Source organism: Halorubrum luteum, from assembly GCF_054652935.1.
In genome coordinates, this window is record NZ_BAAIGT010000002.1 from 834,624 (window position 1) to 861,067 (window position 26,444).

Annotated in this window: 24 protein-coding genes and 1 pseudogene; 12 read left to right on the forward strand and 13 right to left on the reverse strand. The window is 64.1% G+C overall.

The window, feature by feature from the left end; all coding sequences use genetic code 11:
* Nucleotide 1: 1 nt before the first annotated feature.
* The 6 genes from ACYQ0R_RS04155 to ACYQ0R_RS04180 all read right to left on the reverse strand — a co-directional run bounded on the left by ACYQ0R_RS04155 (nt 2) and on the right by ACYQ0R_RS04180 (nt 8,096).
* Nucleotides 2-1,054 carry an ABC transporter ATP-binding protein gene (locus ACYQ0R_RS04155; RefSeq protein WP_459821066.1) on the reverse strand — a complete coding sequence of 351 codons (1,053 nt, stop codon included), beginning with the start codon at nt 1,052-1,054 and terminating at the stop codon, nt 2-4.
* Nucleotides 1,055-2,038 carry an ABC transporter permease gene (locus tag ACYQ0R_RS04160; RefSeq protein ID WP_459821067.1) on the reverse strand — a complete coding sequence of 328 codons (984 nt, stop codon included), beginning with the start codon at nt 2,036-2,038 and terminating at the stop codon, nt 1,055-1,057.
* 2 nt (nt 2,039-2,040) lie between these two features.
* Nucleotides 2,041-3,018 carry an ABC transporter permease gene (locus ACYQ0R_RS04165; protein ID WP_459821068.1) on the reverse strand — a complete coding sequence of 326 codons (978 nt, stop codon included), beginning with the start codon at nt 3,016-3,018 and terminating at the stop codon, nt 2,041-2,043.
* A 52-nt stretch (nt 3,019-3,070) separates the two neighbouring features.
* Nucleotides 3,071-4,759, reverse strand: a complete 1,689-nt coding sequence (locus ACYQ0R_RS04170; RefSeq protein ID WP_459821069.1) for an ABC transporter substrate-binding protein — start codon at nt 4,757-4,759, stop codon at nt 3,071-3,073.
* Between the two features lie 651 nt (nt 4,760-5,410).
* The gene (locus tag ACYQ0R_RS04175) at nt 5,411-6,805 is read right to left on the reverse strand and encodes a M28 family peptidase (RefSeq protein ID WP_459821070.1); all 1,395 of its coding nucleotides are present in this window, start codon (nt 6,803-6,805) and stop codon (nt 5,411-5,413) included.
* Between the two features lie 259 nt (nt 6,806-7,064).
* Complete coding sequence (locus tag ACYQ0R_RS04180) at nt 7,065-8,096, reverse strand: nucleoside recognition protein (RefSeq protein WP_459825665.1); 1,032 nt, start codon at nt 8,094-8,096, stop codon at nt 7,065-7,067.
* Between the two features lie 174 nt (nt 8,097-8,270).
* Between ACYQ0R_RS04180 and ACYQ0R_RS04185 the strand changes: the two genes are divergently transcribed.
* The 3 genes from ACYQ0R_RS04185 (at nt 8,271) to ddh (ending at nt 11,587) form a co-directional block, all read left to right on the forward strand.
* Complete coding sequence (locus ACYQ0R_RS04185; RefSeq protein WP_459821071.1) at nt 8,271-9,302, forward strand: HVO_0234 family beta-propeller protein; 1,032 nt, start codon at nt 8,271-8,273, stop codon at nt 9,300-9,302.
* 80 nt (nt 9,303-9,382) lie between these two features.
* A complete protein-coding gene (locus ACYQ0R_RS04190; protein WP_459821072.1) occupies nt 9,383-10,525 on the forward strand; it encodes a thiolase family protein in 1,143 nt (380 codons plus the stop codon).
* Nucleotides 10,526-10,639: 114 nt separating this feature from the next.
* Nucleotides 10,640-11,587 carry a D-2-hydroxyacid dehydrogenase gene (gene ddh, locus ACYQ0R_RS04195; RefSeq protein WP_459821073.1) on the forward strand — a complete coding sequence of 316 codons (948 nt, stop codon included), beginning with the start codon at nt 10,640-10,642 and terminating at the stop codon, nt 11,585-11,587.
* A gap of 47 nt (nt 11,588-11,634) precedes the next feature.
* Here ddh and ACYQ0R_RS04200 read toward each other — a convergent pair whose 3' ends face one another.
* The gene (locus tag ACYQ0R_RS04200; RefSeq protein ID WP_459821074.1) at nt 11,635-12,609 is read right to left on the reverse strand and encodes a carbohydrate kinase family protein; all 975 of its coding nucleotides are present in this window, start codon (nt 12,607-12,609) and stop codon (nt 11,635-11,637) included.
* Nucleotides 12,610-12,699: 90 nt separating this feature from the next.
* On the opposite strand from ACYQ0R_RS04200, the gene ACYQ0R_RS04205 reads away from it, so the two are divergent.
* The 5 genes from ACYQ0R_RS04205 to ACYQ0R_RS04225 are packed head-to-tail and all read left to right on the forward strand — an operon-like array spanning nt 12,700 to nt 17,021.
* On the forward strand, nt 12,700-12,828 hold the full coding sequence (locus tag ACYQ0R_RS04205; protein WP_459821075.1) for a hypothetical protein: 129 nt from the start codon (nt 12,700-12,702) through the stop codon (nt 12,826-12,828).
* Nucleotides 12,829-14,415 carry a COG1361 S-layer family protein gene (locus ACYQ0R_RS04210; RefSeq protein ID WP_459821076.1) on the forward strand — a complete coding sequence of 529 codons (1,587 nt, stop codon included), beginning with the start codon at nt 12,829-12,831 and terminating at the stop codon, nt 14,413-14,415.
* An 11-nt stretch (nt 14,416-14,426) separates the two neighbouring features.
* Nucleotides 14,427-15,449 (forward strand): ABC transporter ATP-binding protein, encoded by a 1,023-nt coding sequence (locus ACYQ0R_RS04215; RefSeq protein ID WP_459821077.1) that lies wholly within the window; start codon nt 14,427-14,429, stop codon nt 15,447-15,449.
* Entirely contained in the window at nt 15,446-16,228 is a 783-nt protein-coding gene (locus ACYQ0R_RS04220; protein WP_459821078.1) for an ABC transporter permease subunit, read from the forward strand. The genes ACYQ0R_RS04215 and ACYQ0R_RS04220 overlap by 4 nt, the downstream gene beginning before the upstream one ends.
* Nucleotide 16,229: 1 nt before the next feature.
* Complete coding sequence (locus ACYQ0R_RS04225; RefSeq protein ID WP_459821079.1) at nt 16,230-17,021, forward strand: ABC transporter permease subunit; 792 nt, start codon at nt 16,230-16,232, stop codon at nt 17,019-17,021.
* On the opposite strand, the gene ACYQ0R_RS04230 is transcribed toward ACYQ0R_RS04225, so the two are convergent.
* Nucleotides 17,022-18,935: a DEAD/DEAH box helicase gene (locus ACYQ0R_RS04230; protein ID WP_459821080.1), complete on the reverse strand. Its 1,914-nt coding sequence runs from the start codon at nt 18,933-18,935 to the stop codon at nt 17,022-17,024. It lies immediately after the preceding gene.
* A gap of 60 nt (nt 18,936-18,995) precedes the next feature.
* A complete protein-coding gene (locus tag ACYQ0R_RS04235) occupies nt 18,996-19,718 on the reverse strand; it encodes a hypothetical protein (protein WP_459821081.1) in 723 nt (240 codons plus the stop codon).
* A gap of 138 nt (nt 19,719-19,856) precedes the next feature.
* Here ACYQ0R_RS04235 and rdfA point away from each other — a divergent pair, with 138 nt between their 5' ends.
* Both rdfA and ACYQ0R_RS04245 read left to right on the forward strand, forming a co-directional pair.
* Nucleotides 19,857-20,477, forward strand: a complete 621-nt coding sequence (gene rdfA, locus ACYQ0R_RS04240) for a rod-determining factor RdfA (protein WP_459821082.1) — start codon at nt 19,857-19,859, stop codon at nt 20,475-20,477.
* Between the two features lie 104 nt (nt 20,478-20,581).
* Nucleotides 20,582-20,890: pseudogene (locus ACYQ0R_RS04245) on the forward strand (zinc ribbon domain-containing protein); the annotation flags it as partial.
* 93 nt (nt 20,891-20,983) lie between these two features.
* Here the strand turns inward: ACYQ0R_RS04245 and tnpA are convergent.
* Nucleotides 20,984-21,391 carry an IS200/IS605 family transposase gene (gene tnpA, locus ACYQ0R_RS04250; RefSeq protein ID WP_459821083.1) on the reverse strand — a complete coding sequence of 136 codons (408 nt, stop codon included), beginning with the start codon at nt 21,389-21,391 and terminating at the stop codon, nt 20,984-20,986.
* Between the two features lie 44 nt (nt 21,392-21,435).
* Here tnpA and ACYQ0R_RS04255 point away from each other — a divergent pair, with 44 nt between their 5' ends.
* Both ACYQ0R_RS04255 and ACYQ0R_RS04260 read left to right on the forward strand, forming a co-directional pair.
* Entirely contained in the window at nt 21,436-22,740 is a 1,305-nt protein-coding gene (locus ACYQ0R_RS04255) for an RNA-guided endonuclease TnpB family protein (protein WP_459821084.1), read from the forward strand.
* 232 nt (nt 22,741-22,972) lie between these two features.
* Nucleotides 22,973-23,701 (forward strand): hypothetical protein, encoded by a 729-nt coding sequence (locus tag ACYQ0R_RS04260; RefSeq protein ID WP_459821085.1) that lies wholly within the window; start codon nt 22,973-22,975, stop codon nt 23,699-23,701.
* Nucleotides 23,702-23,724: 23 nt separating this feature from the next.
* On the opposite strand, the gene ACYQ0R_RS04265 is transcribed toward ACYQ0R_RS04260, so the two are convergent.
* Genes ACYQ0R_RS04265 through ACYQ0R_RS04275 form a run of 3 tightly spaced genes read right to left on the reverse strand, consistent with a single transcriptional unit; the run spans nt 23,725 to nt 26,421 of the window.
* Nucleotides 23,725-24,591, reverse strand: coding sequence for a DUF2797 domain-containing protein (locus ACYQ0R_RS04265; RefSeq protein ID WP_459821086.1), 867 nt, complete (start codon nt 24,589-24,591; stop codon nt 23,725-23,727).
* Nucleotides 24,588-25,307: a hypothetical protein gene (locus ACYQ0R_RS04270; protein ID WP_459821087.1), complete on the reverse strand. Its 720-nt coding sequence runs from the start codon at nt 25,305-25,307 to the stop codon at nt 24,588-24,590. The genes ACYQ0R_RS04265 and ACYQ0R_RS04270 overlap by 4 nt, the downstream gene beginning before the upstream one ends.
* A complete protein-coding gene (locus ACYQ0R_RS04275; RefSeq protein ID WP_459821088.1) occupies nt 25,300-26,421 on the reverse strand; it encodes an ArsR/SmtB family transcription factor in 1,122 nt (373 codons plus the stop codon). Before ACYQ0R_RS04275 ends, ACYQ0R_RS04270 begins: the two co-directional genes overlap by 8 nt.
* Between the last annotated feature and the right edge of the window lie 23 nt (nt 26,422-26,444).

The window sequence follows — 26,444 nt, forward strand, 5'->3', positions numbered from 1 at the left end:
CTCAGTCGTCCCCCTCCGCGATCTCCCGAACGCTTCGGGCAGCCTCGGTATCGGCCCACGTTTGCGGTTCATCGGCCCGTGGTCGGAACTCACCGTCTATCCGATCGGTGTGGTGACAGTACGTCCTGAGCTCACCTTGTTGACGTACCTCCGGTTCGTGTTCCCAGCACTCCTCGGTCGCCATCGGACACCGCTCGGCGAACCGACAGCCCGTCGGCGGGTCTGTCAGTTCGGGTGGATACCCATCGATCGACAGGAGATCCTGATTCGACTCCCGAATGTTCGGGAACGCTCGCTTGAGTCCGATGGTGTACGGATGGTACGGCTGTCCGAAGATCTCTTCTACCGGACCTTCCTCCGCGATCTTTCCGGCGTACATCACGATGACACGGTCGCAGGTTTCGGCGACGACGCTTACATCGTGCGTGATCACCATCATCGAGGAGTTGATCTCAGACTGGATCTCGCCGATCCGCTTGAGAATCTGGTCTTGCATGATCACGTCCAGCGCCGTCGTCGGCTCGTCCGCGAGCACGAGCGACGGCTGGAGAGCCAGCGCCATCGCGATCATCGCACGCTGTCGCATGCCGCCGGAGAACTGGTGTGGGTAGTCGTCCGCCCGGTTCGGGTCCAGACCGACGAGATCGAACATCTCCGTCACGATCCGTTCGGATTCGGTGCGTCCGGTCCCCGGACGATGCGTCTCTATCGCCTCGACGATCTGTTCGCGAATCGTATACACGGGGTCGAGCGCGTTCATCGCGGACTGTGCGATCATGGAGATCTCTTCCCACTTGTATCGACGACGCTCCGGGTCGGATAGTTCGGTCAGATCCTCGCCGTCGAACTGGATCGAGCCGCCGTTGATGTAGCCTTCTTCGGGGAGGATGCCGATGATCGCCTTCGCCAGCGTGGTTTTTCCACAGCCGGACTCACCGACGATACCGATGTTTTCGCCTTCCTCGATGCTAAACGACACCCCATCGACCGCTTGAGCCGGACCGTCCTCCGTTTCGTAGTACACTTCGAGATCGGAAACGTCGAGTACCGTCATTTATCTGAGCTCCGGGTTCGTGATTTCTTCGTACCCGCGGCCGATCAGGAACCCACTGATCACCACGAGACCGATACAGATGCCCGGCGGAACGAACCACCACCAAACGCCGAAGTCGAGCGCTGCGTACGCGCGGGACGACTGCAACATCGTCCCCCAAGAGACGGTGTTCGGGTCACCGAGTCCGATGAATGAGACTCCGGCTTCCGTGAGGATCGCCCATGCGATCGCGAACGCCCCGTACAGGAACGACAGCGGGAGCACGTTCGGCGCGAGATGTCTCGAAATGATGTGCCAGTCACTCGCGCCAGCGACCTGTGCTGCCTTCACGAATGGTCGCTCGCGTAACGAGAGCGCCTGCGACCGGATCACACGCGCCGTGGACCGCCACTGCAACACGATGATCGCGAAGAGGATGTTCCACAGGCTCGGCCCCAGCAGAGCGACCAAAATGATCACCGTCGGAAGCAGCGGCATCCCGTACAGGAAGTCGACGATCCGCATCAGCGTATCGTCGATCTTGCCACCGTAGTAGCCAGCCGTTAATCCCACGAGAGTACCGATGCCAGCGGTGAACACCGCCGCCACCAGCCCCACGAGCAGTGCGGCACGGGAGCCGTACACGAGCTGGCTGAAGATGTCGAACCCCTCGGCGGTCGTCCCGAGAAGATACTCCGACTCCGCCGACATGAACGACGGATCTTTCCAGTCCGCGATGATGATCTCCGCGTCCGTCTCGTACTGCCGGTCAAACGGCTGGTGTGGCGCGATGAACGGAGCCAACACCGCGACGGCGACAAAGAAGCTTATCGTGATCATCGCGAGACGGACCAGTAGGTCATCGGTGAGCATTCGCCACTGTCTCGCGAGCGTCTCGCGCCACAGCCGAGCGCTCCGCTTCCAGCGGTTGACGCTTTCCTCCGATCGTTCCACGTCTCCATCTTCGATATCCGAGAAGATCGAGGGTTTGTCTTGAGTTGCCATGGTTAGTCGTAAGTCACCCGCGGGTCAAGGTAGCCGTACAGGAGGTCTGCGACGAAGTTCAGGATGATGATCGTCGCGGCAAGGACCATGAACGTACCCTGTGCAACCGGGAAGTCCCGCCGTAACACGGCGTTGACCATCTCCCGTCCAAGTCCCGGCCACCCGAACACGGTTTCGATGAGGACGCTCCCGCCGACTGCATAGCCGAGCGCGATCGCGGCGGCCGTGATGATCGGCAGGAGCGCGTTCCGTGCCGCGTGTTTGAACATGATCGCCCGCTCGCTGATCCCTTTCGCGCGACAGACATCGATGAAGTCCTGCGAGAGCACTTCCATCATGCTCGAGCGCATGATCAAAAGCGGATACCCCATGTAGTAGAACGCGAGAACCGCGGCCGGAGCGATCAGATGATGCAGGAAGTCCAGGGTGAACACCCGTGCCCAGAACGAATCGTACGTCTGACCGGCGGTCCCCATTCCGCTCATCGGAATCACGCCGAGCGTCGCACCGAAGATCCACAGGACGATGAGTCCCACGTAGAACGTCGGCACGCTCCGTGCGGTCAGGGCGGTCACGACGGTCGTCTTCTCGAATCGGCTGCCTCGGTACCAGCCGGTGAGCACCCCGAGAACGATTCCAAGGATGTACGCGATGACGAACGCGGTCAACATCAACACCAGCGTGTTCGGGAGATACGTCCATATCACGTCCCGGACAGGTTCGTTCGTGTGAAACGACTGGCCGAAGTTGAGCGTGAGTGCGTTCTCGAGGAACCGGAGGTACTGCACGTGTAACGGTTCGTTGAGGCCGTAGCTCTCGATGATCCGTTGTCGTGCCTCCGGTGTCATCTGCGCGGAGACGACGAACGCCGTCGGATCGCCCGGCATTAGCCGAAACAGGAAGAACAGCACCGTCCCGACGGCCCAAAAAGTCACGCCAAGCTGAAGCGTCCGCCTGACGACGAAGCTTGCTTTACTCATTTCCTCTCATGCGAGCCTTGTGCGAGTGGATATTGTACCTTCCGGAGGGCGGTCAGTCGGCCGAGTAGTGGAGCATTCCGTCCTCGTCGTACACGTACCCGGCGTTTTGGAGCCGTTCGATCCCGACATCGAGATCCTCTTCGTACTGAGGAACGTCCTCCGTGTGAAGCGGACCGAACGCTTCCGTGACGACGTTGAACCCGGGCTCCGGGACGCCAAAGAGGACCTGCTCGATGATCGGGGTCCGCGGAATCGCGTTGAATGCCGCCCGACGGACCTCGGGGTCGTCGAGGGCGGGCCTCCGCTGGTTTGGAGTGCAGTGCCAGAACGAGGTCGCAGGCACCGACTCGACGCTGATCTGGTCCAGATCCCGGTTTTCGTCGAGCTGACGGTCGATCCGTCCGAACGGTTCGTAGTTGAGATCGCCCTCCCGGAGGTTCTCCCACACCGTCGACGCCTCCGGGATGATCCGCCAGAACCGCTGCTCGAAGTCGACCGGCGCGAAGTGGTCGTCGAACCGCTCGAGTCCGAGTTCGGCGCCCTGATCCCAGTAATCGAACTGGAGTGGCCCGGAGCCGACTGGCTCCTGGACGTTCACCTGGCTCGGCTCGTCGCGGTCCTCCCACCGGTGCTCAGGAAGGATCGGGATCTGTGTGCCGACGAGCAGGTTGAACGGACCGAGCGGGTTGTCTTCGGGCATGTGGATCCGAACCGTGCTGTCGTCGACAACCTCGGCTTCCTCGATGAAGTTCGCCTGCACCGAGTACAGCGGTACCTCGTTGTCGTTGATGTAGTTGTACGAGAAGGCGACGTCCTCGACGGTGAGATCCTCGCCGTCGTGGAACGTGTGGTCGCGGATCGTGTACTCCATCGTCGTCGCGTCCACTCGCTCGAACTCGGTGGCGAGACTGACATCGGTGTCGATCTCGCCTTCGTTGTTGAGTCGGACGACGCTGTCGTACATCACCGCGAAGTTGTACGTGTGTTTGTTCTCGTCGTTGTGCCCGAGGACGTTCATCGTGTCGAGCGCCTCCGGCCAGTAGCCTTTCAGGGTGTCCTCACCACCCTGCATCTCGAGATTGATCATCGTCCAGTAGGAGTTATACCCCAGCGGCAGATCCGCCTCCCAGTTGTCGACCTGCTCGTTGTTGTACACTGCAAGGAACGGCATGTCGACGACCGGCATCTGCGGCAGATCGTCCATCAGGGTCCGCTGCAGTTCGTGGACCAGCTCGATCCGGGTGTCGGCGTCCGGCTCCTCGAGGTACTGGTCCATCAGATCGTCCGCGTCCGGATTCTCGTATCCGGCGAAGTTCCCCTGTCCCGGATCGGTGTTCTCGGAGTACATCGTCGAGCTGAGTTCCAGCACCGGATCGATGCTGAAGAACGTGTGCCACAGGGAGAAATCGTACTCATACTCCACGTCGACGCGGTTGAACAGCGTCCCCCACTCTAACACCTCTACCTCCATGTCGAGGCCGAGCTCTTCGAATCTGTTGGCGATCAGGTTGATCGCGTCGTGTCGTGGTGGGTTGTAACTCTGTGCGTTGTTGAGGAAGTTGTAGGTCGGTAGCTGGTCACCGAGTTCGTCGGGATCGGCCGCTTCGGTGTCGTCATCGTCCGGATCGGCTTCCGGTTCATCCTCGAGACAACCGGCAGCCGTCGTAAGTCCGACGAGCCCCGCCGTCGCACCTGCCTTGGTCAAAAACTCTCTCCGATCAGTCGTGTTACGGGATCGCATATGCATGTGCTACCGGCTGTTAGTGATAAATCTGACGGTGATCTGCGGGTTTGTAGACATTCCAAACTAATACGGGAGTAATCGTCCAATAAATATGTACAGCCACGTCTGAAGTTCAAAACCGACTTCACCTCGACAAACGTTCCATTCAGATGTATAAGATTATAAATCGTTATTATTTCCGCTCTCGGCCCGCGCGGCGCGTCGAACGTCCTTGATGCGACGTCTGTACTCCCAGTACCCGGCACCGATCAGCAGCGCGGCGAGTCCGATCCCGGTACCGGGCTCGCCCTGATACCAGAACCAGGCGATAGCGACCGCAGCGGCGAACACCGAGAGACCGAAAGCGATCCTCGCCCGGCCCCTGGCCCGTGCAACGTTCACCATCCTCCTACCGCTTCCCACGGGCGCGGAGCGCCACCGCTCGCTCCGAAGCGTACTTCACCGTCAGCGACGCCGGCATCCCGTGGTGTCCGATCCGACGGTATGCGATTCCGTGTCATCGTCGGATGTAACGGCCTCCCGCGGCTGCAAAACGGTTGTGCATTCGTGTCAGGACTGGCCTCCGCTCGGCCGAACGGGCGAAAATTCTTTCCTGAGGAGTCCACCGCGTTGGTTCCGCCGGATCCGGCGTTCATCGAGACGCCGCGTTCACGCCGATCGGTCGTCCCATGGCCACGAGCGGGAGTCGCCCCACGGCCACGTGTCCGTCGCCTTCATCCCGACATCGAACTCCGCTTCGACCGCCTGGTCCCGTATCTCCTCGCTGGATCGTGCGTCAACCGGACGGTCCGCCTCCGCAAGCTTCGCGATCCCCGCGGCACACGCTATCGACAGCTCGCGCAGGTCACGACGATCCAGCTTATCGAGCGTGTCGCCGTGTGTGTGTCCCCAGCCCCGCCCGCTGTCGTCCGAGGTCGACCGGGCTTGGGCGGCAGCGACGCCGCGCTGTACGAACGGCCAGTGGTCGCTGTGTGGACGCAGGCCGTCCTCCGTCCGTATCGGGACGCCGAGTTCGTCGCTCACCTCCTCGAACGCCTCGCCGATCGCCTCGATCCCGTGCGTGTGGATCTCAAGATCACGGGAGTATCCTGCCCCGTCGGCGTTGACAACGCATTTGACTCGGTCGAGATCGTGTGTGTGGGTCCAGTAGTACGAGCCGTACAGGCCGGTTTCCTCCGCGCCGAAGACGGCGATCCGCACGCGAGTGTCGAGCTCCTCCTCGATCGCCGAGAGTATCCGAGCCACTCCAACGGCAAGCGCGGCACCGAATCCGTTGTCATTGGCACCGGTGCCGACGTCGTGTGCGTCGACGTGTGCAGTGAACAGGACCTCCTCGTCCGTTTCGGGACCGAGGACGGCCTCGACGTTTTCGGAAGTTGCGGGGTCGTTTCGCGCGTCGACTGACAGCGTCGCCTCCGCGCTACGATCCCCCGAGAGATCCTCACAGTATCTGACGAGACGCGCACCCACCTCTTTGCTCAGACCGACCGCCGGGATCGGTCCCGACTCGGTGAGACGCCCGACATCACCTGTCGGCGGGAGTGCACCCGGAAGATGATTGTAAAACAGAAACGCGTCCGCTCCGGAGTCGGCCGCGTAGCTGTACTTTTCGCTTCGATGCACCCACCGCCCGTAGTCGTCCGGCGTGAGACTCGATGCCATCGCGATCGACCCCGAGAGATCGACTCCTGCAAAATCCTCCGGGAGTCCGTGACCCATGTCGACGATTTCTCCGGTGACCGTGCCGGACGGCGTTCCCGGCAGGCCGACCAGCTCGTGAGTGTCCTCGAAGACGGCGTCGCGACGCTCGCGACGAACGGTTAGCGATGCACCCCCGCGCCACCACCCGGGAATCGGAAACGATGTCCGCGTTATCTCGTCCAGCCCGGCCTCGCGACACGCATCCGCGATCAGCTCCGCCCCGACCGACTCCCCCTCGTGGCCGGGCAGTCTGTCGTCGAGGTCCGACAGTTCGGTAAGCAGCTCCCACGCGTTCTCGTCGGCGTACGCCTCACCGATCGCCGTTGGCGACAGTGACGTCATACCACCACACAGCAGCGACAGAACATGATGGTTTGGAAGCCGGCGTACGACGCTGCAACCGGCGTGTGCGTCGAACGTCAACGACCTCAGCCACCTTCGCTCGGGCAGGTGAGTGCGTGTCCATCGGCACGTTCCATCCCACAAGCGAGCGACTCTCTGACGTCGACCGGCCGTACTGTACTCCGCGTCGGTTCACGGCGTCGATCCACAACGTCGATCCACAGCGTCGATCCACAACGTCGATCCACGCGGTATCTCGTCACGGCACCAGAAGCAGTACGAGGGCGACCGAGATGAACAGGATCTTCATCACGGTGTTGACGACGATCACTTTCGTGCCGAACTCCGCGCCCCAGATCCCGTACTGGAACGGAATCGATCGTTTGAACGTCGACACCGCGAACGAGACGATCCCGCCCAAAAGCAGCGTTGCCACCGCGGTACGGGGCGTGAACGCCTCCTCGAGTAGCGGCGCGATCGTGATCGCACCGGCGGTCGTGTCCAGGGAGTAGACGGCGATCACCGGGATCGCGGCACCGGGAAGGCCGATCGCCGAACTGATCGGCTCCGCAAAGCTCGTGAGCGCCTCGACGTCGTAGTACGTGACGAACGCGACGACAAGCGTGTAAACGACCGCCAGCCGAGGAACGATCCGCCGGAGCGTCCCCCACGATTTCTCGGCGGCAACGCGGATCCGCTCGCTTCGGCTCCGGTCGTCGTCGGCCGGTCCTCCGTCCTCGGCAGTGCCCTCGACGTCGGCCAGCGCCGACCGGTCGACGTTGCGTCCCGAGAGGACGACCCCGCCGATGAGGACGCCGGAAAGCGTGATCGCGAGGGCGATCCCGGCACGGAACGAGACGTACAGCGTGCCCGTGTACCACCCGAGGATCGGAATCATGACGGGGATATAGTAGGTGAACACGTGTTGCACGAATCCGAAGAACGTGTTTATCATCACGGCGACGAGCGTCGCCCGATCGTCGAGCAGTCCCGACTCACGGTACTCCGCGAGCGTCGCATAGCCCGCGGTCGTCGACGCGGCGGTCGTCAGGATCGCCGTGCCGACCTCATCCGGGAGATTGGCCGGTCGAGTGAGATACCCCGCAACCCCCGCAATATGGCGGATCGCCCCGAACGCGACGGCGACGTTGGCCCCGAACACGCCGACGGCGATCAACAGCGTGATACGGACAATTCGAGGGATCACCTCCGAGAGGAGCGACTGCGCCTCCGCGAGAGCAGCGCTGGGTTCCGCGAGAGCAGCGCTGGGTTCCGCAAGGGGGGCAGCTATCACCGTCGGAGGGAGCAGGGTCAGGAGGAAGCGAAAAGCGAGATCGAGGACGGCCGAGTGCACGTTCGTACAGGGGGGTTGACGAAACAAAATCGCGTCGATGACGGCGAGTACCGACCTCTCGATCCGCCCCCTCTCGCGATCCTTTTGTCGGCGGACGACACAAGTGGAGCCATGGCACCCGCGGAGGACGATATCTCGATCGAGGAAAAACGCGTGTACGCCGCCCGAGCGGGTCGGACGGACGCCTACGTGGCGGCCGAGATGGGCGTGGTCCGCGTCGCGATCTCCGGAGACGTGATCGGCGAGTTCGAGCTCGCCACCCGCGAGCCAGCACGCGACCTCGCAGTTCTCGACCGCGCTGGCGAGCCCGGAACGATCGCGGTCGCGGCCGACGGGAAACTCCTCGTCGGACGTCTCATCGGCCCGGACGGTTCAATCGGTTCGAACGACGCAGCCGAGGCGGATGACGCGACTCGTGCGAGCGACTCGATCGATCTGACCGCGGTCGACGGGGTCGAACCGCCCGTGGCAGTCGGCGTCCACGACGGATCGTTCCTCGTCGCGAGTCGGACTGGTTCCGTCAGTCACGTCCGGGTGGCCGGCGGATGGGAGGGAGGTCACGCCGAGGAGGCGGCGATATCGACCGAGCGGCTCGGCACGGTGGCGGAGCCCCGAGCGGTCGACGGACCGCTGGTCGCTGGCGAAGACGGCGTCCATCGCGTCGTGGACGACGCCCGCGGGGCGCGGATCGAGCCCGTCGGCTTGCAAGACGTTCGCGACGTTGCGGGGGCGGGCATCCCGCTCGCGGCGACGTCCGAGGGACTCTACTGGCTGGCCAACGGATGGATGAACGCGCTCGCCGGCTCGTTCGACGCGGTCGCTGCGGACGGTGACGGCCACGCCATGGCGGCCGGGAGGGGGACGCTGTTCGTCCGCACGGAGACGACCGACGCGAGCGCTACGGGCGGCGAGACCGTCCGTGGATGGAGCGCCGACGCGTGGACCGAGGCGACGCTCCCGACCGACGGGCGGGTGGCCGCGCTCGGCTACGGTCCGGGGTTGTCGATTGCGGTCACTGACGACGGGACGGTGTGTGTCGACGCCGGCGACGGCTGGCGGCATCGCAGCGTCGGCGTTCCCGGCGTAACGGGCGTCGCGCTCACGACGGTCGACGCCGACGTGGCGGAACGAGCCGCACGGTGAGCCGGAACACGGAATAAACGACCGTTTGATTTTTCACCGTTCCACACCCTTTTAAGCAGGTAACGGAACTGGGATCGCTCATGACGGACGACACCACGCCGGTGATCGCGGCCGCGTATCGAACTCCGCAGGGACGGGAGGAGGGGGTCTACGCGGACGTCCGGAGCGAGGACCTCTCGACGCGGCTTATCGACCACACGCTGGCAGAGACGGGACTGACGAGTGACCACGTCGACGACCTGATGTGGGGTGTCGCCCAGCAGCGTGCCGAGCAGGACAACAACGTCGCCCGCGTGATCGCGCTGCTGTCCGAACTCGGCGAGTCGACGCCGGCGACGACGATCAATCGCTGGTGTGCCTCCTCGATGCAGGCGGTGATCTCCGCGGCGGACGCGGTCGCCGGCGGCAACCGCGACTGCATCCTCGCGGGCGGCGTCGAAAGCATGAGCCGCGTGCCGATGGACGGCGACTCCTACCAACATCTCCATCCCGAGCTCTCCGAGCGATACAACGTGTTCCAGCTCCAGATGGGGATGACCGCCGAGAAGGTCGCCGAGGAGTACGGTGTGAGCCGCCAGACACAGGACGAGTACGCCGCGCGGAGCCACCACCGCGCCGCGGCAGCGACCGAGTCGGGCCGATTCGACGACGAGCTCGTCCCCGTCGAGACGGAGGCAGGCCTCGTGGACGCGGACGAGGGGATCCGCCCGGACACCTCCGTCGAGCAGCTCGCCGACCTTCCGCCGGCGTTCACCGGCGACGGGACGGTCACCGCGGGCAACGCCTCGCAGATCTCCGACGGCGCGGCGATCACGCTCGTGACGAGCCGCGCGTTCGCCGACGACCACGGGCTCGACGTGCTCGCGGAGGTCGGAACGAACGCGGTCGCGGGCGTCGACCCAACGGTGATGGGGATCGGCCCGGTCCCAGCGACCCGCGGCCTCCTCGACCGCGCAGGGACGTCGATCGACGACTACGACCTCGTCGAACTCAACGAGGCGTTCGCCTCCCAGTGTGAGTACTCCCGCCGCGAGCTCGGCGTCGACGAGGACCGGTTCAACGTCAACGGCGGGGCGATAGCGATCGGTCATCCGCTGGGTGCGTCCGGCGCGCGCCTCCCGGTCACGCTGCTCCACGAGATGGCGAAACGCGACGCCGACCGCGGACTCGCGACGCTCTGTGTCGGCTTCGGACAGGGCGCGGCGGTCGAGTTCCTGCGGTGAAGCGACTCGCGACGTCCGGCGTCGAGTCGATTCTGACGATCGACGTCGTGACCCGCTGCGGCAGGACACACCGTCTCTCCGCCTTTTAAATACGGTGGTCTCGGATCCTCGGGTATGACTCTCTCCCTTGGCGTCCACGAGTCGGTCGACGTCGTGTTCCCGCCGCGGGCGTTTCTCGACGCGATAGACGACGACGCGACGGCGACGAGCACGGAGCTTCGTCTCGTCGGAGACGGAGATTCCGAGGCGCTCGCGGACGTCGACGCGCTCGTGACGTTCGCGTACGACGAGGCGTTTCTCGACGCCGACCTCGACTGGATCCACTCGATCCAGACCGGCGTCGACAAGTTCCCGTTCGACGAGCTGAAGGCCGCGGGGGTCGCGCTCACGAACTCCACGGGGATCCACGGCGACGCGATCGGCGACACGGTCGCGGGGTACATGCTGTCGTTCGCGCGGCGGCTCCACGTCTACCGGGACCAGCAAGGCGCTCGCGAGTGGCGGTGGCCCGATCCCGACGAGCCGTTCTCACTCGCGGGCGAGCGACTGTGTGTCGTCGGCCTCGGTGTACTCGGCCGCGGGATCGCAATGCGAGCGAGCGGACTCGGCATGGACGTGGTCGGCGTCAGGCGCACGCCGACCCCCGTCGCGAACGTCGACGAGGTGTACGGACGCGACGCGCTCGGGGAGGCGATCGCAGACGCGCGGTTCGTCGCGCTCGCGCTGCCGCTCACACCGGAGACGGAAGGGTTGATCGGCGAGGCGGAGTTCGAGACGATGCGCTCCGACGCGTACCTGCTGAACGTCGCTCGCGGCGCGATCGTCGACCAGGCCGCACTCATCGAGGCGATCGAAGCCGACGCGGTCGCGGGTGCCGCCCTCGACGTGTTCGAGACGGAGCCGCTTCCCGAGTCGTCGCCGCTGTGGGGCCACGAGGAAGTTATCGTCACGCCACACGCTGCGGCCGCCCACCACGAGTACGCCGACCGCGTCGCCGACATCGTCGCCGAGAGTCTCCGGCGGCAGGAGGCGGGCGACGGCTTCGCGAATCGGGTCGTGTAGCACTCGCCCCGCTGCCGGATCGCGGTGGCGTCGCGTTCGGAGTTCGGTCAGTCCCGAAACGATTCGACCGCCGACCGGGAGGGTAACGCGGCCATCGCGCCCTTCTCGGTCGTCGACAGGGCGGCGACGGCGTTCGCGAACGCGAGAGCGTCGTCGAGGGAACTCCCGTCCGCCAGCGCCGCCACTGCCCCCGCGGTGAACGCGTCGCCGGCACCAGTGGTGTCGACGGGGCCGACCGCGTAGCCGCCGTGGTCGACGACGACGGTCTCCTCCTCCGTGCTCCACGGCGCGTCCGGCTCCGCCCTGACTAGCGCTCCGTCGGCTCCACGGGTGATGAGCCCCGTGTGTGGCCCCTCGGCACAGACGCGACGGGCGAGTTCGGCGGCGTCGTCATCGGTGGCGTCCTCGTCGACGAGACCGGCCGCGATCAGGTCCTCGGCGGTGGCTTTCACGACATCGGCCAGAGCGAGCGCCCGACGGCACACCGCATCGAACGCGACGTCCTCGAACAGCTCCGGGCGGGCGTTCGGGTCGAACGAGACCACCGTCTCCGGCGTTTCGCTCGCTCGCCGCATGAGATCAAACGTCGCCGTCCTGCTCGGCTCGTCGGCGAGCGTAACCCCGCCGGCGTGGACCCACTCGACCGCGGCGAGCGTCTCGGCAGAAATCCGTCCGGGCTCCATCCGGGTGTCGGCCGTGCCGTCGCGGTGAAAGCTGAACGAGCGGTCGGCGTCCGGATCCAGGCTCACGAACGCGAGCGTCGTGTCCGCGTCCGGATCGCGCTCGACGAACTCGTCGTCGACCCCGGCCTCCGCCAGCGTCGTGACGAGGTGGTCGCCGAACGGGTCGTCACCGACACGCGTCCAGAACAGCGGTTGCTCGTCGAGCCGTGCGAGCCCGACGGCGACGTTGGCAGGCGCGCCACCTGCCCGGCGGTGGAACGTCTCGATCTCGCGGAGCGGTCCGCGGCCCTCCGGGATGAAGTCGATCAGCGTCTCACCCGCAACGAGGATCCGAGTCATGGTCACATCTCACACCCGCGGAGTAAGTTGGTTCGGGTTCGACTGCCGGTCGCCCAAAAGGATAAGTCGATTTGTGCGGAACTCCGAATCATGTCTCCCGAGAAACACGGAACGTGGGGAGGGAGCCGATACGGCTCCGATGCCGCCGGGAGTTCCGTTCGCGGCGGTGCCCTCCACCGCGATGCGGACCCCTCCGACAGCGACGGCATGGAGGCGTAGATGCGCCGACGGACCGCCATCCTCCTCGTCGGGCTCTGCGTAACGTTCGGGATCGCCGCGGGAGTCGCGGTCGCCCAGGAGGACCAGTTCGTTCGGGGCGAACCGAACATCGACGTGTACGCCCCTGACGCGACGCTTACGGTCGGAACCGTCGACGAACTCCGACTGCAGGTCGCGAACGACGGCGACGTCAGATCCGGCGCGGTGTCACAGCGAGGGATGGTGACGACGGCGCGAGCGGTCACCGTCGATCCCGACAACGAGAGCGTTCCGTTCGACGTCACCACGCGCAAGCAGTCGATCGGCACCGTGCCGGACGGCGAGACGATCGATGCCCCCCTTGCGGTCACCGTTCCCGAAGACGTCGAGCCCGGCGAGTACAGTCTCGACGTCACCGTCCGTTACTCGCACACGTTCCAGTACGCGCCGAACGCCAACGTGGTTCAGGAGCGTTCTCGGACCGTCGATCGGTCGGTTGACGTGACCGTCGAGCAACGGCCGCGGTTCGCGCTCACCACCGTCGAAAGCGACGTTCAAGCGGGCGACTCGGGGACGCTCGTCGCGAACGTAACGAACGTCGGCAGCGAGCCGGCACGCCACCTCCGGGTCCGACTGGAGTCGGAAAGCGCCGACGTGACGTTCGGTGACGCGCCGTCGAACACGGCGCATATCGACCGACTCGACCCAGGCGAGAACGGAACGATCGCGTTCCGAACGACCGTCGGCGACGACGTCGACCCCCGTGACGTCGCCGTCGAGGGATCGGTTCGGTTCGTCGATCCGGACGGAATCGAGCACAGGGAGGCGGAGCTTTCGACCGGGTTCCGTCCGACCGCCGAGCAGTCATTCGATCTCTCGATCGAGGTGTCGACGCTTCGCGTCGGCGAACTCGGTGCCATTGCGGGTGTCGTCAGCAACGACGGCCCGGCCGACGTCGACGACGTCGTGCTCTCGCTCGGCGATGCTCGGCTCGAACCCCGAAGCGGAACGTACGCGGTCGGAGCCCTGGACGCGGGCGAGAGTGCTACGTTCCGCTTCCGTGGGACCGTGCCCGCCGACGCCGACCCGGTGGCTCAACGGATCGACGTGACCACACGCTACCGCACGGCCGCGGGCAACGACCGATCGACGGTCGACCCGGTTCGAGTCGAGGTCGCCGAGCGTCGCGACGCCGTCGACGTGACCGCCGTCGGCCCGAGATTCGCCGCGGGAGAGAGCGGTAGGCTGGAACTGGAGGTTCGGAACCAGCGCGACGTCGACATCCGGGACGTTCGTCTGACGCTGGAGGTGGACGATCCGCTGGAAAGCGAGTTCCGGGCGACGGTCGTCCCGGAGCTTGTCCCCGGCGAGAGCGACACGGTCGCGTTCGACCTCGAGGTCGACGGGGACGCGCCGGCCACCCGATACCCCGCGACCGTCGCCGTCGAGTACACCGATCCCGATGACGAGACCGTGACGGCCCGTCCGGCCACCGTCGCCGTCGAAGTGACGGATGCGGAAGACGTCTTACCGGCGATCGAGATCCTCATCTTCACCGTCGTTGCCGTGCTCGTCGCCGCCGTCTTCGTGTGGCTGTACCGGAGGTGACCCGGCCTCTCATGCCAACTATCCGTACGAGCGAGCTCACCAAACGCTACGGGGATATCGCCGCGAACGACGGCGTCACGTTCAGCGTCGAGTCGGGAGAGATATTCGGGTATCTCGGTCCCAACGGCGCGGGAAAGACGACGACGATCCGGATGCTGCTCGGGCTCATTACGCCCACGTCCGGCACGGCGGAGGTGCTCGGAGCCGACATCCACGATCGGCGCGAGCTCACCCGAGTCAAATCCGAAATCGGCTATCTTCCCGACAGCCTCGGGTTCGACGACCATCTTACCGGCAACGAGGTGCTCGACTACTTCGCGCGCATGCGCGGCGACGAGCGGCGTGCGGAGCTGTTGGAGCTTTTCACGCCGCCGCTGGACAAGCCCGTCGAGACGTACTCGGCGGGGAACCGACGGATGCTCGGAATCGTCCAGGCGTTCATGCACGATCCGTCGTTCGTGATCATGGACGAGCCGACGTCCGGGCTCGACCCGCTCAAACAGGACCGGCTCCGGGCGTTTCTCGAGGCCGAGCGCGACGCCGGCACGACCGTCTTCTTCTCCTCGCACGTTCTCAGCGAGGTCCAGCAGGTGTGTGACCGGGTCGGGATCATTCGTGACGGCAGGCTGGTCGCGCTCGAGGATATCGACGACCTGCTCGAACGAAGCGGTAAGGAGGTCCGAGTGCAGCTCGCCGAACCGGTGCCGACGCAAACGTTCGCCACCGACGAGATGATCGATCTCGAGGTCGTCGAGGGGACGTTCCATTTCACGTACACGGGCCACACGGGAACGCTGCTCGACCATCTCGTGGCGTTCGACATCGAGGACGTCGACATCGGGAATCCGCAGCTGGAGACGATATTTAAACACTACTACACGGGGGAGAGCCGGCCCTACTCCGCGGACTCCGACGGAGCGGCGGACGACCCCGCCGGCGACGCGGACGGTGACCCCGCCGGCGACGCGGACGGTGACCCCGCCGGCGACGCGGACGGTGACCCCGCCGGCGACGCGGACGGTGACCCGCCGTGACGGCGATCCTCCGCGCGGAGTCGACGAGACTGGTCCGAAGCTCGACGGTGCTGACCGGCGTGCTCGCCATGGTGACCGCGATGTTTCTTGCGGTCTTCCCGGCGATGAAAGACGAAGCCGACGCGATCGAGGCGGCGTACCCCGACTACGTGCTCGAGCTGATGGGGATAACGGAGCTGAACACGATAGAGGGGTTCGCCGGCGGCTACATCTACCCGTTCGTCTGGATCCTCTTTGCCGGCATGTACGTCGGCTACGTCGGTGCCGGCACGATCGCCGACGACGTCCGAACGCGGAAGATGGATCTCACCCTGTCGAACCCGGTGTCCCGGGAGTCCGTGGTCGTCCAAAAGGTCGCTGCCTTGTGGGTCCCCCTGGTGGCGGTGAACGTCGGGCTGGCGTTCGTGATGGCGGTCGGGGCGTCGCTCGTCGGCGAGTCGCTCGATCCGGGAGCGCTCGCATTGGCACATCTGCTCGGTACCCCCTATCTGCTGGTCTGTGGCGGGGTCGGCGTTCTCCTGTCGGTCGTCACCGATCGTGGAGGACGAGCGCGGGCCGCGACACTGGGGCTCGTGTTCCTGCTCTGGCTGCTGGACGGTCTCGCCGCGATGGAGCCGGAGTACGAGTGGCTCGCCGAGCTCACGCCGAGTCACTACTACGACCCCACTGCGATCCTGCTTCACGACGAGTACGCGTTTCTCGACGCGACGCTTCTGCTCGCGACGTTTCTCCTCTTCGTCATCGTTGCAACCGCCGTCTTCGTCAGGAGGGACATCTGACATGACGGCGGTCCTCCGAAACGAGGCGAAGCGGCTCCGCCGCGGTCCGCTCGCACTCGTCGGCGTGCTCGGGCTGTTCGGCGTGCTGTACTTTTCGATCTTTCCGGAGTTCGCCGACGACGCCGAGGCGGCCGCCGACGTGCTCGAGGCGTTCCCGGAGGGGATGCTCGACTTCTTCGGGATCGAAGCGCTCCACACGATAGAGGGGTTCATCGCCGCCGAGATGTACTCGTTTTTCTGGGTCGTGCTGGTCGGGATCTACATCGCGTACGTGAGCGCCGGCCTGATCGCAGGCGACATCGAGCGCCGGAAGCTGGATCTCACCCTGTCGAACCCGGTGTCTCGGGAGTCGGTGATCGCCCAGAAGGCGGCCGCGATGGCGGTTCCGCTCGCGGTGTTGAACGTTGGCGTCGCCGGAGTCGTACTCGTGGGGTCACGCCTCATCGGCGAACCGATCAACCCGGTGGCGATCGTGATGGTCCACCTGCTGAGCATCCCCTACCTGCTCGTCTGTGCCGGGATCGGTCTCGTGTTGTCGGTCGCCGCCGAACGCCGGCGAACCGCTCAGGCGACGGCGCTCGTGACGGTGTTCGCGCTCTGGCTCGTCGAGGGCGCGTCCAACGTCGACCCCGACTACGAGTGGATCGGGTTCGTCGCGCCGAGCCGATACTACGACGAGACCGCGATCCTCGTCCACGAGGAGTACGCGTTTCTCGACGCCGCGCTCCTGCTCGCCGTCTTCGTGCTCCTCGTTCTCGTCGCGACCGCGCTGTTCGTCCGGCGGGATATCTGATCACTCCGCGGCGTTCGTCTCCCGCACTCGAACGCCCTTCCGTGCGAGGTGCCGCATCCGGCGCTGTGCGAACTCCTCTTCCGCGGAGCCGCGGGTCGCGAGGACGTACACCAGCGCGGAGCCCGACGGACGCATCGTTCGCCCGGCACGCTGAGCGCCCTGCCGACGGGAGCCGCCGAGCCCGGACGCGACGACGGCGAGTTCGGCGTTCGGGAGGTCGATCCCCTCGTCGCCGACGCGGGAGACGACGAGCGTATCGAGCGGGTCGGCTCCGGAGCCCGCGGCGTCGTGATCCTGCCGGAACCGCTCGAACAACCGGCTTCGTTCGTGGTGTGGCGTCTCGCCGCTGACGAACGGGACGTCGAGCGCCGACGCGATCGCCTCCCCCTGATCGAGATACTCCACGAACACGAGCGCCTTCTTCCCGGCGTGGGCCGCCAGCAGGTGTCTGGTCTCCTCGATCTTGGCCGGGTTCTCGGCGGCGAGCCGTCGCCGTTCCCGACCGTCGGCGCTGACGTACGCGTTCCGGGCCATCTCGTCGCGCCAGGGGACGTATCGGATCTCCACTTCGGGCTCCTGGACGAAGCCGGCCTCGAACAACGCGTCCCAGTCCGCGCCGATCGGCGGGCCGATCAGGGTGTATATCTCCTCCTCGCTCCCGGTCTCACGGACCGGCGTCGCGGACAGGCCGAGCCGATGCGTCGCCTGAAGCTCGGCAGACCGGGAGAACACCGGGGCGGTGATGTGGTGTGCCTCGTCGAAGCAGATCAATCCCCACCGCCGGGAGTCGAACAGGCTTCGATGGCGGTCCATACCCGCCGTCTGGTAGGTGGCGATCGTCACCGGGCGGAGCTCCTTTCGACCGCCGTGATACTCGCCGACGTCTGCGGGGTCAAGCGTCGAGTGCTCGAGCAGCTCCGTTCGCCACTGCCCCGCGAGCTCCCGGGACGGGACGAGCACCAGCGTCTCGCCGCCGACGGCCGCGATCGTCGCGATCGCCGCGACCGTTTTCCCCGACCCGGGCGGCCCGACGTACACGCCCGACCGCTTCTCGAGGAACTGCTCGACCCACGTCTCCTGATACGGTCGCAGCTCCGTCATCAGCTCGATATCCACCGGATCGCCGGCGTCGAGGTCGCGGTCGTCCTCGACGGGATAGCCGGCGTCGTACAGCGCGCGCTTGATCCCGGCGACCGCGTCCTCGTTCACCCACGCCTCCGTCTCCGAGATCGGCGCACGGAGGTGGTCGTCATCGAGATGGTCGTCGGCGACGTTGCCAAGCAGGCTCTCGGAGGCCGCCTCCAGGACGACGTAACCGTCCTCGTGGGTGTACAGCCGGAACCGGTGCGCGCGACGCCACTGGTCCTCGATCCACCCCTCCAATCCCTCGAACCGGCGCGGCAGCACGGACCGAACGGCTCCGAGCAGCCCGTCGAGCGCGTCGAACGGCGCGGCCCACACGTCCTCCTGCCGGATCCGATAGAGATATCCGCGGGTGCCCGGGTCGGTCCCGGTCGTATCGACGAGGTGGGCGAACTGTGACAGCCGTGCTCGCGTGTACTGGGTCGGTCGGTCGACGACGATCTCCCGACGGTTCGGAAACGCGACGACGCGCTCGCGACGCGCCAGCTTTCCCCAATCGTCCGGATAGAACACGACCGGATCGCGCTCGACGTCGAGGCGGGTAACGTCCCCGCCCTCGACGAGTGCACCCAGCGCGTCCCGGGCCCGCGCCTGCGTCGTTCCCAACCGCGTCGCGATCTCGCTGGCGGTCGCGATCGGTCGCCCCTCGGCCTCCAGCGCCGTGTGAAACTGCTCCACCGTAAGCTCTCCACTCGACTCCTCGTCGGTCGGGTGCGACTCCGTGTCGGTCGACCCGGTCGGTTCCTCGGTCGACTCCGTCTCCTCGCCCATCGTCCGTGTTCGGAGGTCGATCGGGAAAGAGGTAGCGTCCGCGACTCCGAACCCCGCCGGTCACTGCCCGCTCGACGACCGACACCGACGGGCCGTGAGCTCGTCCTTCGACCGGAACCGTCGGCCACACTGTGTGCAGCGGACGAACGGCTCACCGGGTTCGGTTTCGAGCTCGTGTCCGCCAACGACGAACGGACGGGAGACGTCGCGAGGCCGGAGCCGGTCCGGGATCGGCGTCGACGACGATTCGCTCAGCGCCGTCCGAACCGCGATCGTGTCGACGTCGGTCGCGTCCCACCGCGGCGACGCGAGCGCGACCGCCCGATCGGCGATCTCCGTCCACGCGGTGACGACGACGGGGGAGGCCGTCTCGGTGTCGCTCACGACGACGACGAATCGAACGCCGTCGCGGACGACGGCGAATCGCCAGCCGTCCGTCCGGTTCCAGCGGAGCTGGCCGTGGCGAATCGCGTCGCTTACCGTCCGCGTGGAGACGTATCGGCCGGGCTGGCCGAGTCGCTCGTGGAAATGGTCCGTGAGCGCGTACAGTTCCGGATCGCGAAGCGGCGGGTCCGACGCAGTCCGCCGACTCGCTTCGGAGTCCGCTTGGCGATGGAACCCGTGCGGAGGTCGCCGGGAGCTGTCGGATTCGGACCGTGAGAAACCGGCGCCCGGGCCACCCCCGTGGTGAGGGTTGCCCACCGGAGACTCCGGTCCGAACGGGTCCGTCGTGCCGGAGCCGGGAGCGTCGTCGCGTCCCGGTCCGCCCTGTCGGGATGCCACTACCGTCGGTTACCCACCCGCCTCTTAAGTGTGTTACGCCGAACCACGACACCGAGGGGAGTTCCCGGGTCGGCGGCGGCGAGGAGCCGCGACGGCAGTGGTGGGTGTTTTTGTACGGCGGAGCGCGTACTCGCGACAATGAGTTCGAAGTCGGACGGGAAGCCGAACAGCAAGGTCGCGAACGTGATCGAACGGTACGACCTCACGGGCTGGGGCGACCGACTCGAACGCGAGTGGCTCGGCGAGACCGGCGAGCGAACGAGCCTCCGTGATCTCGCCGATACGTTCAACAGGGCAGTGCTGGCGGCCGCCTTACGCGAGGCCGGCGAGGCCGTCATCGAGGACGACGTCGCGAGCACGTACCGCGTGTTAACCGACGACGACGTGTCACGGGCGGACGCGCTTCGGAAGGAGCGGGAGCTCAAACGGCTCGGCGTCGACGTCGAGGAGGTCAGATCGAACTTCGTCACACATCAGGCGATCCACACCTATCTGACGAAGTATCGGGAGGCGGAGCTCTCCGATCGGACGCCGGACCCCGACGCCAAGATAGAGACGCTCGAACGGCTTGAGGGTCGAACCGCGGCGGTCGCGGAGTCGACGCTCGACGGGCTCGTCGGAGCCGAGGCGGTCACCGACCGGAACTACGAGCTGTTCGTCGACGTCCGAACCGTCTGTGAGGACTGCGGCACGGACTACGCGCTCGTCGACCTCATTCGGCAGGGTGGCTGTGACTGCGAGTCCGGAGCAGCGGAGTGAGCGGTCCCCGACGATCGGATCGACGATCCCAGGTCGTCCAGCGCCACCACCTGCGCCCGGAGGAGCGTGCGACGACCCCGACCGTCGACCTGTGTCGTCCGTGTCACAAGTGCAAGCGGGAAGGCACGCACTTCGTGGAAGTTGAGCCCGAAGGAACCACCAAAGAGTGCGCCCAGTGTGGCGTCGAAACTGACAAACCGCTCTGGGTGCGTGAACACTTCTGTCCGGCCTGTGGATTCGAGGCGGACAGAGACGTAAACGCAGCGTGGAACGTTCTTTCTCGCGGACTCTCCAAACTAGGAGTGGGTCACTCCGAAGAAACGCCTGTGGAAACTGTGACCGCTACGGACGCGGATGCCATCCATGAAGTGTCTGCACGTCACGTCATCGAAACAGGAAGCCTCGTCTCGTGAGAACAGGATTCCCCGCGCCACCGTGCGCGGGGTAATATTCAAACGAAAAGCAGCGCGAGTTCCCCGCCCCACCGTGGGCGGGGGTGAAGCGCGTCACTCCGGCGTATGTTCCGTCTCCTCGATATACCGTTCAACCACTTCCTCCGATACTGCTCCCGTCGTTCCCACGTAGTATCCAATCTTCCAGAATCCACCGCCCCAGAAATATGACTCTCGAATCTCGGGATACCGTTCCAGCAAGTGCTTTCCAGAGTACGACTTGAACTGCCATGCTACCTCAGCAGGGCTATGTTTCGGGTCTGTTTGCACGAACAGATGAATGTGGTCGTCTGCAATCTCCAACGCCAAAATCTCGTGGCCGAAGTGGTCGGCAGTCTCCGCAAACAACTCTCTCACGTCCTCCTCGACCACACCGAGAACAGAGTGTCTATACTTCGGACACCACACGAAATGATACTTGCAGGAACTAACCGAATGTGCGTGACTGCGGTACTCTTCCATCCCTAATCCCTACATTTATGACAATCTGGAACGATTGTCAATGCATGGGTGAAGAAGCCACGAAGACGATCCAGACGCGGCTCCACATAGCGTCTGGTGAACGATCGTGGCTTCACGATGCCCGCCTCGCCTCTCGCGAGATCTTCAACCAAACCATCCGCCTCAAACAACAGGGGCACAATCGCACCGAGATACAGCAGGAGGTTGACCGCGACGACTTCCTACGGAACAACAAGTGTGCGGTCGTCGGCAAAGCCCTCCAAACATGGGGCTCCTATCAATCACTCAAAGACTGGTGGGAGAATCAAGACGACCCTGACCGAGGGAAGCCGACGCCGCCGAGTACGGACAAATCTGGTGCCTACCCGCTTGTGATGGCGCACACGGAAGGCTACCGCCTCACCGTGAACGACAACACGAACCGCGTCCAGTTCCGCATCAGCCCGAAACCCTACAAGAAGGTCAACGGCCATCTTCGCGGTGAGCCGGACGCAATGGACGAACTTCGAGACGCCCTTACGTCGGATGAGGTGGATATAGGGCAGGCCGAACTCCTGTACCGCGATGGCGTGTACTACCTACACGTCACGGTCACACGCGAGTTCGACGTGCCCGCACCCGACACCGCCGATACGGTAGTCGGCGTGGACATCAACGAGCGCACCGTCGCTCTCACCGCCCTCGACCGCGACACGATGCGGACGAAAGGCACGCTCGTCCTCGACTACGGACGGGTGAAGCAGGAACGCCAACGCTACCACACCATTACGAAACGTTGTCAGGAACACGGCAAGACGAGCATCCACCACAGACTCAGTGATAGAGAAGAGCGATTCACCGAGTGGGTGTTGCATCGACTTTCCCGTGCTGTCGTGGAGTTCGCAGAGCAGTTCTCGAATCCGGTTATCGTGTTCGAGGATATGAGCGGTATCCGCGACGAAATCAAGTACGGGACGTATATGAACCGCCGGTTGCACAAACTGCCGTTCCACAAGTTCGAGAAATTCGTCTCGTACAAGGCGACGTGGCGAGAGATTCCGACGGACACGGTGGATGCCTACTACAACTCGCAGACGTGTTCGTGCTGTGGTGAACGTGGGTATCGGCAGGGACGGCGGTTCCGCTGTACGAACGACGAGTGTGACGTGGTGCAAGACCACGCTGACCGCAATGCGTCAGTGAACATCGCGTGGCGTGAGAAGGCGAAACTCGATGGTAACGAATCGAATTACCGGACTCACAAAACCCAGCCACAGGTTCGGTTGGTGCGTCTGTCCGGGTCGGGGCGCGTAAGCCGCCCAACTTCATCCCGCTCGCTTGCCGAGCAGGGAGTGCTAGCACACAGCTGAGGGAACCAACAAAAGCCTCGGGCCACCGCGCCCGAGGTTGTTTACGTCCCGGATGAATTTCATCCTCGTCGAGTTGGTCGAGCGTCCGGTCGGAGAGGATTCGGTGGCGGTAATCGACGTGTAGGTAGGCGGCACGCGTGGGGAGAACCTCAACGGTGAGGTTGTACCGCTCGTGTAGGCGGAATCGTTCTTTCTCGATGACTGGGTCGATCTCCAGGATTTTATTGATACCGTGGATGTCGTACTGGTCGCGTTTTGCGTCCTTCAGGACTTCACCGAGCATTTCACCCAGGATTTCCCGGTCATCCTCGTCCGCATAGACGACCGGTCGGGTGCCGACCTCGTTGATTTCGAAGCGAGGAAGATCCACTCGGTCGTGTGCGAGTTTCACCAGGGAAACGAGTTTGAACGCGCTTCCGACGACGACCGGTGTGACATCGAGTTGTTGCCGGACTTTGCGACGAGGCTTATACGTTGCCCGAAGCGTGTTCTCACCAGAGGGGCGGAACCCTCGCTTTGGAACGAGTTCGTACTCGTAGACGTCGTAGTCCGGAAGATCATCCATAGCCCGGAACGTCGTAAGGCCATGGTCGCCGCTGTCAGCGGACGTGTCAGGAGTTTCGGCGAGCCCGTCTTCGAGGGCTTCCTCAGTGGTCGGGGGACCCTCCATTTCGAGGAGTGTGGCATCACTCTGGACGGTAAGGTTCTGATATTCCGTCCCGCCGTTTCCTTCGTCGATATCGTACTCGACAGCGGTGATGAGGTAGGTGGCTCCTCTGTCGTAGTCTTCGTCGTAGATCTCCACTGGTGCGGAGTTCTTCCACATCGTGATAGTTCGGTCGTCGCCGCCGCCGTCTGTGAATTTCAGGTTACGGCGTGGGTACTGACCTTCGTTATCGAAGACTGCGTCGTGGGTGAAGCGAACGGCGTAGGTGTCTCCGACCGGTACGTCGTTGAGTGAGTTCTTGTCGAGATTGAGTGGTTTCATTGTGCGGCCTCCGTTGCTGGGAGACATTCTGCAGGCGCTTCGACCGCGACCTGTTTCCCTTTCAGATGGTCGAAGTTCACGACAGCGTCCTCGGTCACTAAAATCTGACCCCGGACTCCGAGAACCTCTGACTGTAGTCCCTCGTCCACGGTGATTTCTGGAAGGGTACTGACGATCCCATCGTCCCCGGTGAAGTGAACGGGAACTCGGACAATTCGGTCTTCGAGAGCTGTCTCGTCACTGGGAAGCGTCGAGAACGGTTCCAGCGGTCCTGTGAGGACATCTCGGCACGAATCGACGGCGTCCATAAGTGCGTGGGGCGGCTCGTCCAGCGGTTCGTACCACTCTTTTGTCGATTCCGTCGACACGACGGCCTCCAACGCGTCCTCGACGGTGCCGGCAACGCGCCGATTCGGTGTCCGAGCAACGATCATACCGTGCGTCGCGCCCTGTTCCGCCCAACGACTCGCAGCGCGGTCCGCTTGCGTGATGCCAGCCTTCACGCTGTCTTTGGCGACGAGGTAGACGACGAAGTTGTGCGCGCAGGATCGTCGTTTGAACGATGGGAACGGGCAGTCCTGATACGTACAGGATGTTCCAGGCGTGTAGACACACTGTTGGAACGGTGGCTTCGACTGGCACTCCTGACACGGGGAGGTGTCCGCTCGGTCACCGCAGTGTTGGCAACGGAATCCGGACTGGATGTCGATGCGGATCTCTTCTCCGACGAGGCCGGCGAGGTCAATCGGTCCGTCCGTGTCAGCGAGGTACAGTCGGGGTTTCCCCCGCGACCAGGAGACCATCGTCGGGTGGCCACTCACGGGCATCCGAGAGTCCAGCTCGGTCGGTTGCTGACCCGTCATTTGTACCCTCCAAGAGTACCCTGGAAGTCAGACGGGCTCCTATAGGGATCGATAATCTCATCGGTCAGGTACCGCATCGCCTCTGCCTGGATCGCCATCTCGATTTCACGGCCGTAGAGCGTGATGCGACCGGTGTCGTCGAACCCGACTTCGACCGCGATGTTTCGATCCGGGAGATCGACACGAACCTGTTCGAACGTGTCCCCGAAGTACTGTTCCCACCAGTCCGTGTCCCGCAGGTCACCTCTGTCTTGAGCCGACACGTGGTCCGGTCGTTCGCGTTTGTTCGGGCTGACGTCGACACGTTGGACGCGGCTGGATTCCTCGATGACTGTCCGAAGATCCTCTTCGTCGAACTCTACAGTCTCGAATTTCACGTCCTCATCGAGAACCGCTGCGAGTGTCGTGAGAACCTCCTGTTCGACCTCCTTCGTTGTCTTTTGGATTGCAACGTAACCGTTCTGGAGAAAGAGTACCGCGTACCGTTCGGCGCGTTTTGTTTGCTCGGTGCCTTCGAGCGTGGTCAGGTCGTAGTACGTCTCACGACCGTATTCCGCCCAGCAGATCCCGTCTGCTCCCACTTCGAACGTCTGTGGAAGCATTCCACTGCGAAGATCCGCGTCCGAGTTGAATGCCGAGGTAGCCTCGATCCCGGCCTCGATTGCTTCCGTGTCGATGCTCTCGTCGCGTAGTGGCACAACCTTGTAGCTAGCCATCGAACTCGGCCTCCTGGTTGATTCGTCGTTGGATGAACGGTTCCAGCGTCTCGGTCACGCTATAGAACGCGCGGCGGCCCTCCCGGTCGCGTTCGACAAAGCCTCCGTCGCTGAGTTCCCTGAGGTGATAGGAGATGGTCGATTTATCGCGGTGGAGTTCCTCAACCAACGTGCCCGGTTGGACACCCCGATCATTTGGCAGCTGGAGGATCTGTTTCAACACCGTGAGCTTCGACTCGGAGAGGTCCTGGACGCGAGCGCTCGCATCGACCAGGTGAAGTCGGTCGGCAGCCGAGTTCGTGGCTGCTACGTCCCCTGGCTCCAGTTCTTTCCGAAACGCCTCTTGAAGCGACTCCAAGGCCAGCGTGTGGATCAACCGCGGGATCCCCTCGCTTAGTTCGTGGATGCGCCCCGTGGTTTCCGAGGGGAGTGTGAATTCGTTCTCGGAGAGCTGCTCGAAGACGATGCGCAGCGTCTCGTCAGTGTCTTTGCGGGGGAACGCATCGAGGTGGATCTCGTTCGAGGGCGGGAGCGCGTCTTGTACGCGCCCTCGGTTGACGCCCCACCGTTCGGGCGTCCAAGTCGTTACGAACAGGCCGCTGTCTACGGCTTCTCGAAGTTCGTTGAGTGAGTGTTCGATTCGTTTGTCTAGGCCGCAATCATCGATGCAGATGATTGGGGTTTCAAGCTCGGTCAGATCGTGAGCGAACTCACCGAGGAGGAATCCGTTGTCGGCCTTTTTTCCGAGATCCGTCGCGTCAATGTGTTTCGTATCGATGTCTTCGGAGAGTTCCGTGAGAAACGAGACGACCGTGTGGAGTAACTGCGTCTTCCCGATCCCGGACGGCCCGATCACGGGAGTGTGGTAGACATCCTGTTGCCGGGTTACAAAGCCCGCGTACTCGCCAATTTCGTCCAGCGCGTCTTCGTGATCGACCGCTTTCGCAGGGTGGTCACGGAAGAACGCTGTGAGTTGGTCACGGGTCGCTAGTTCTGGTTGGAACTCGTGATCGGACAACCAAACTTCGTAGCTTCCGACGCGCCCCTGTTGCCCGCGTTCGAAGGCTTCTCGGAAGCGGTTTTTCTTATCTTCGTCGTCGTTACCAGAGTCCATCAGTTCCAACTCCTCAAACTATT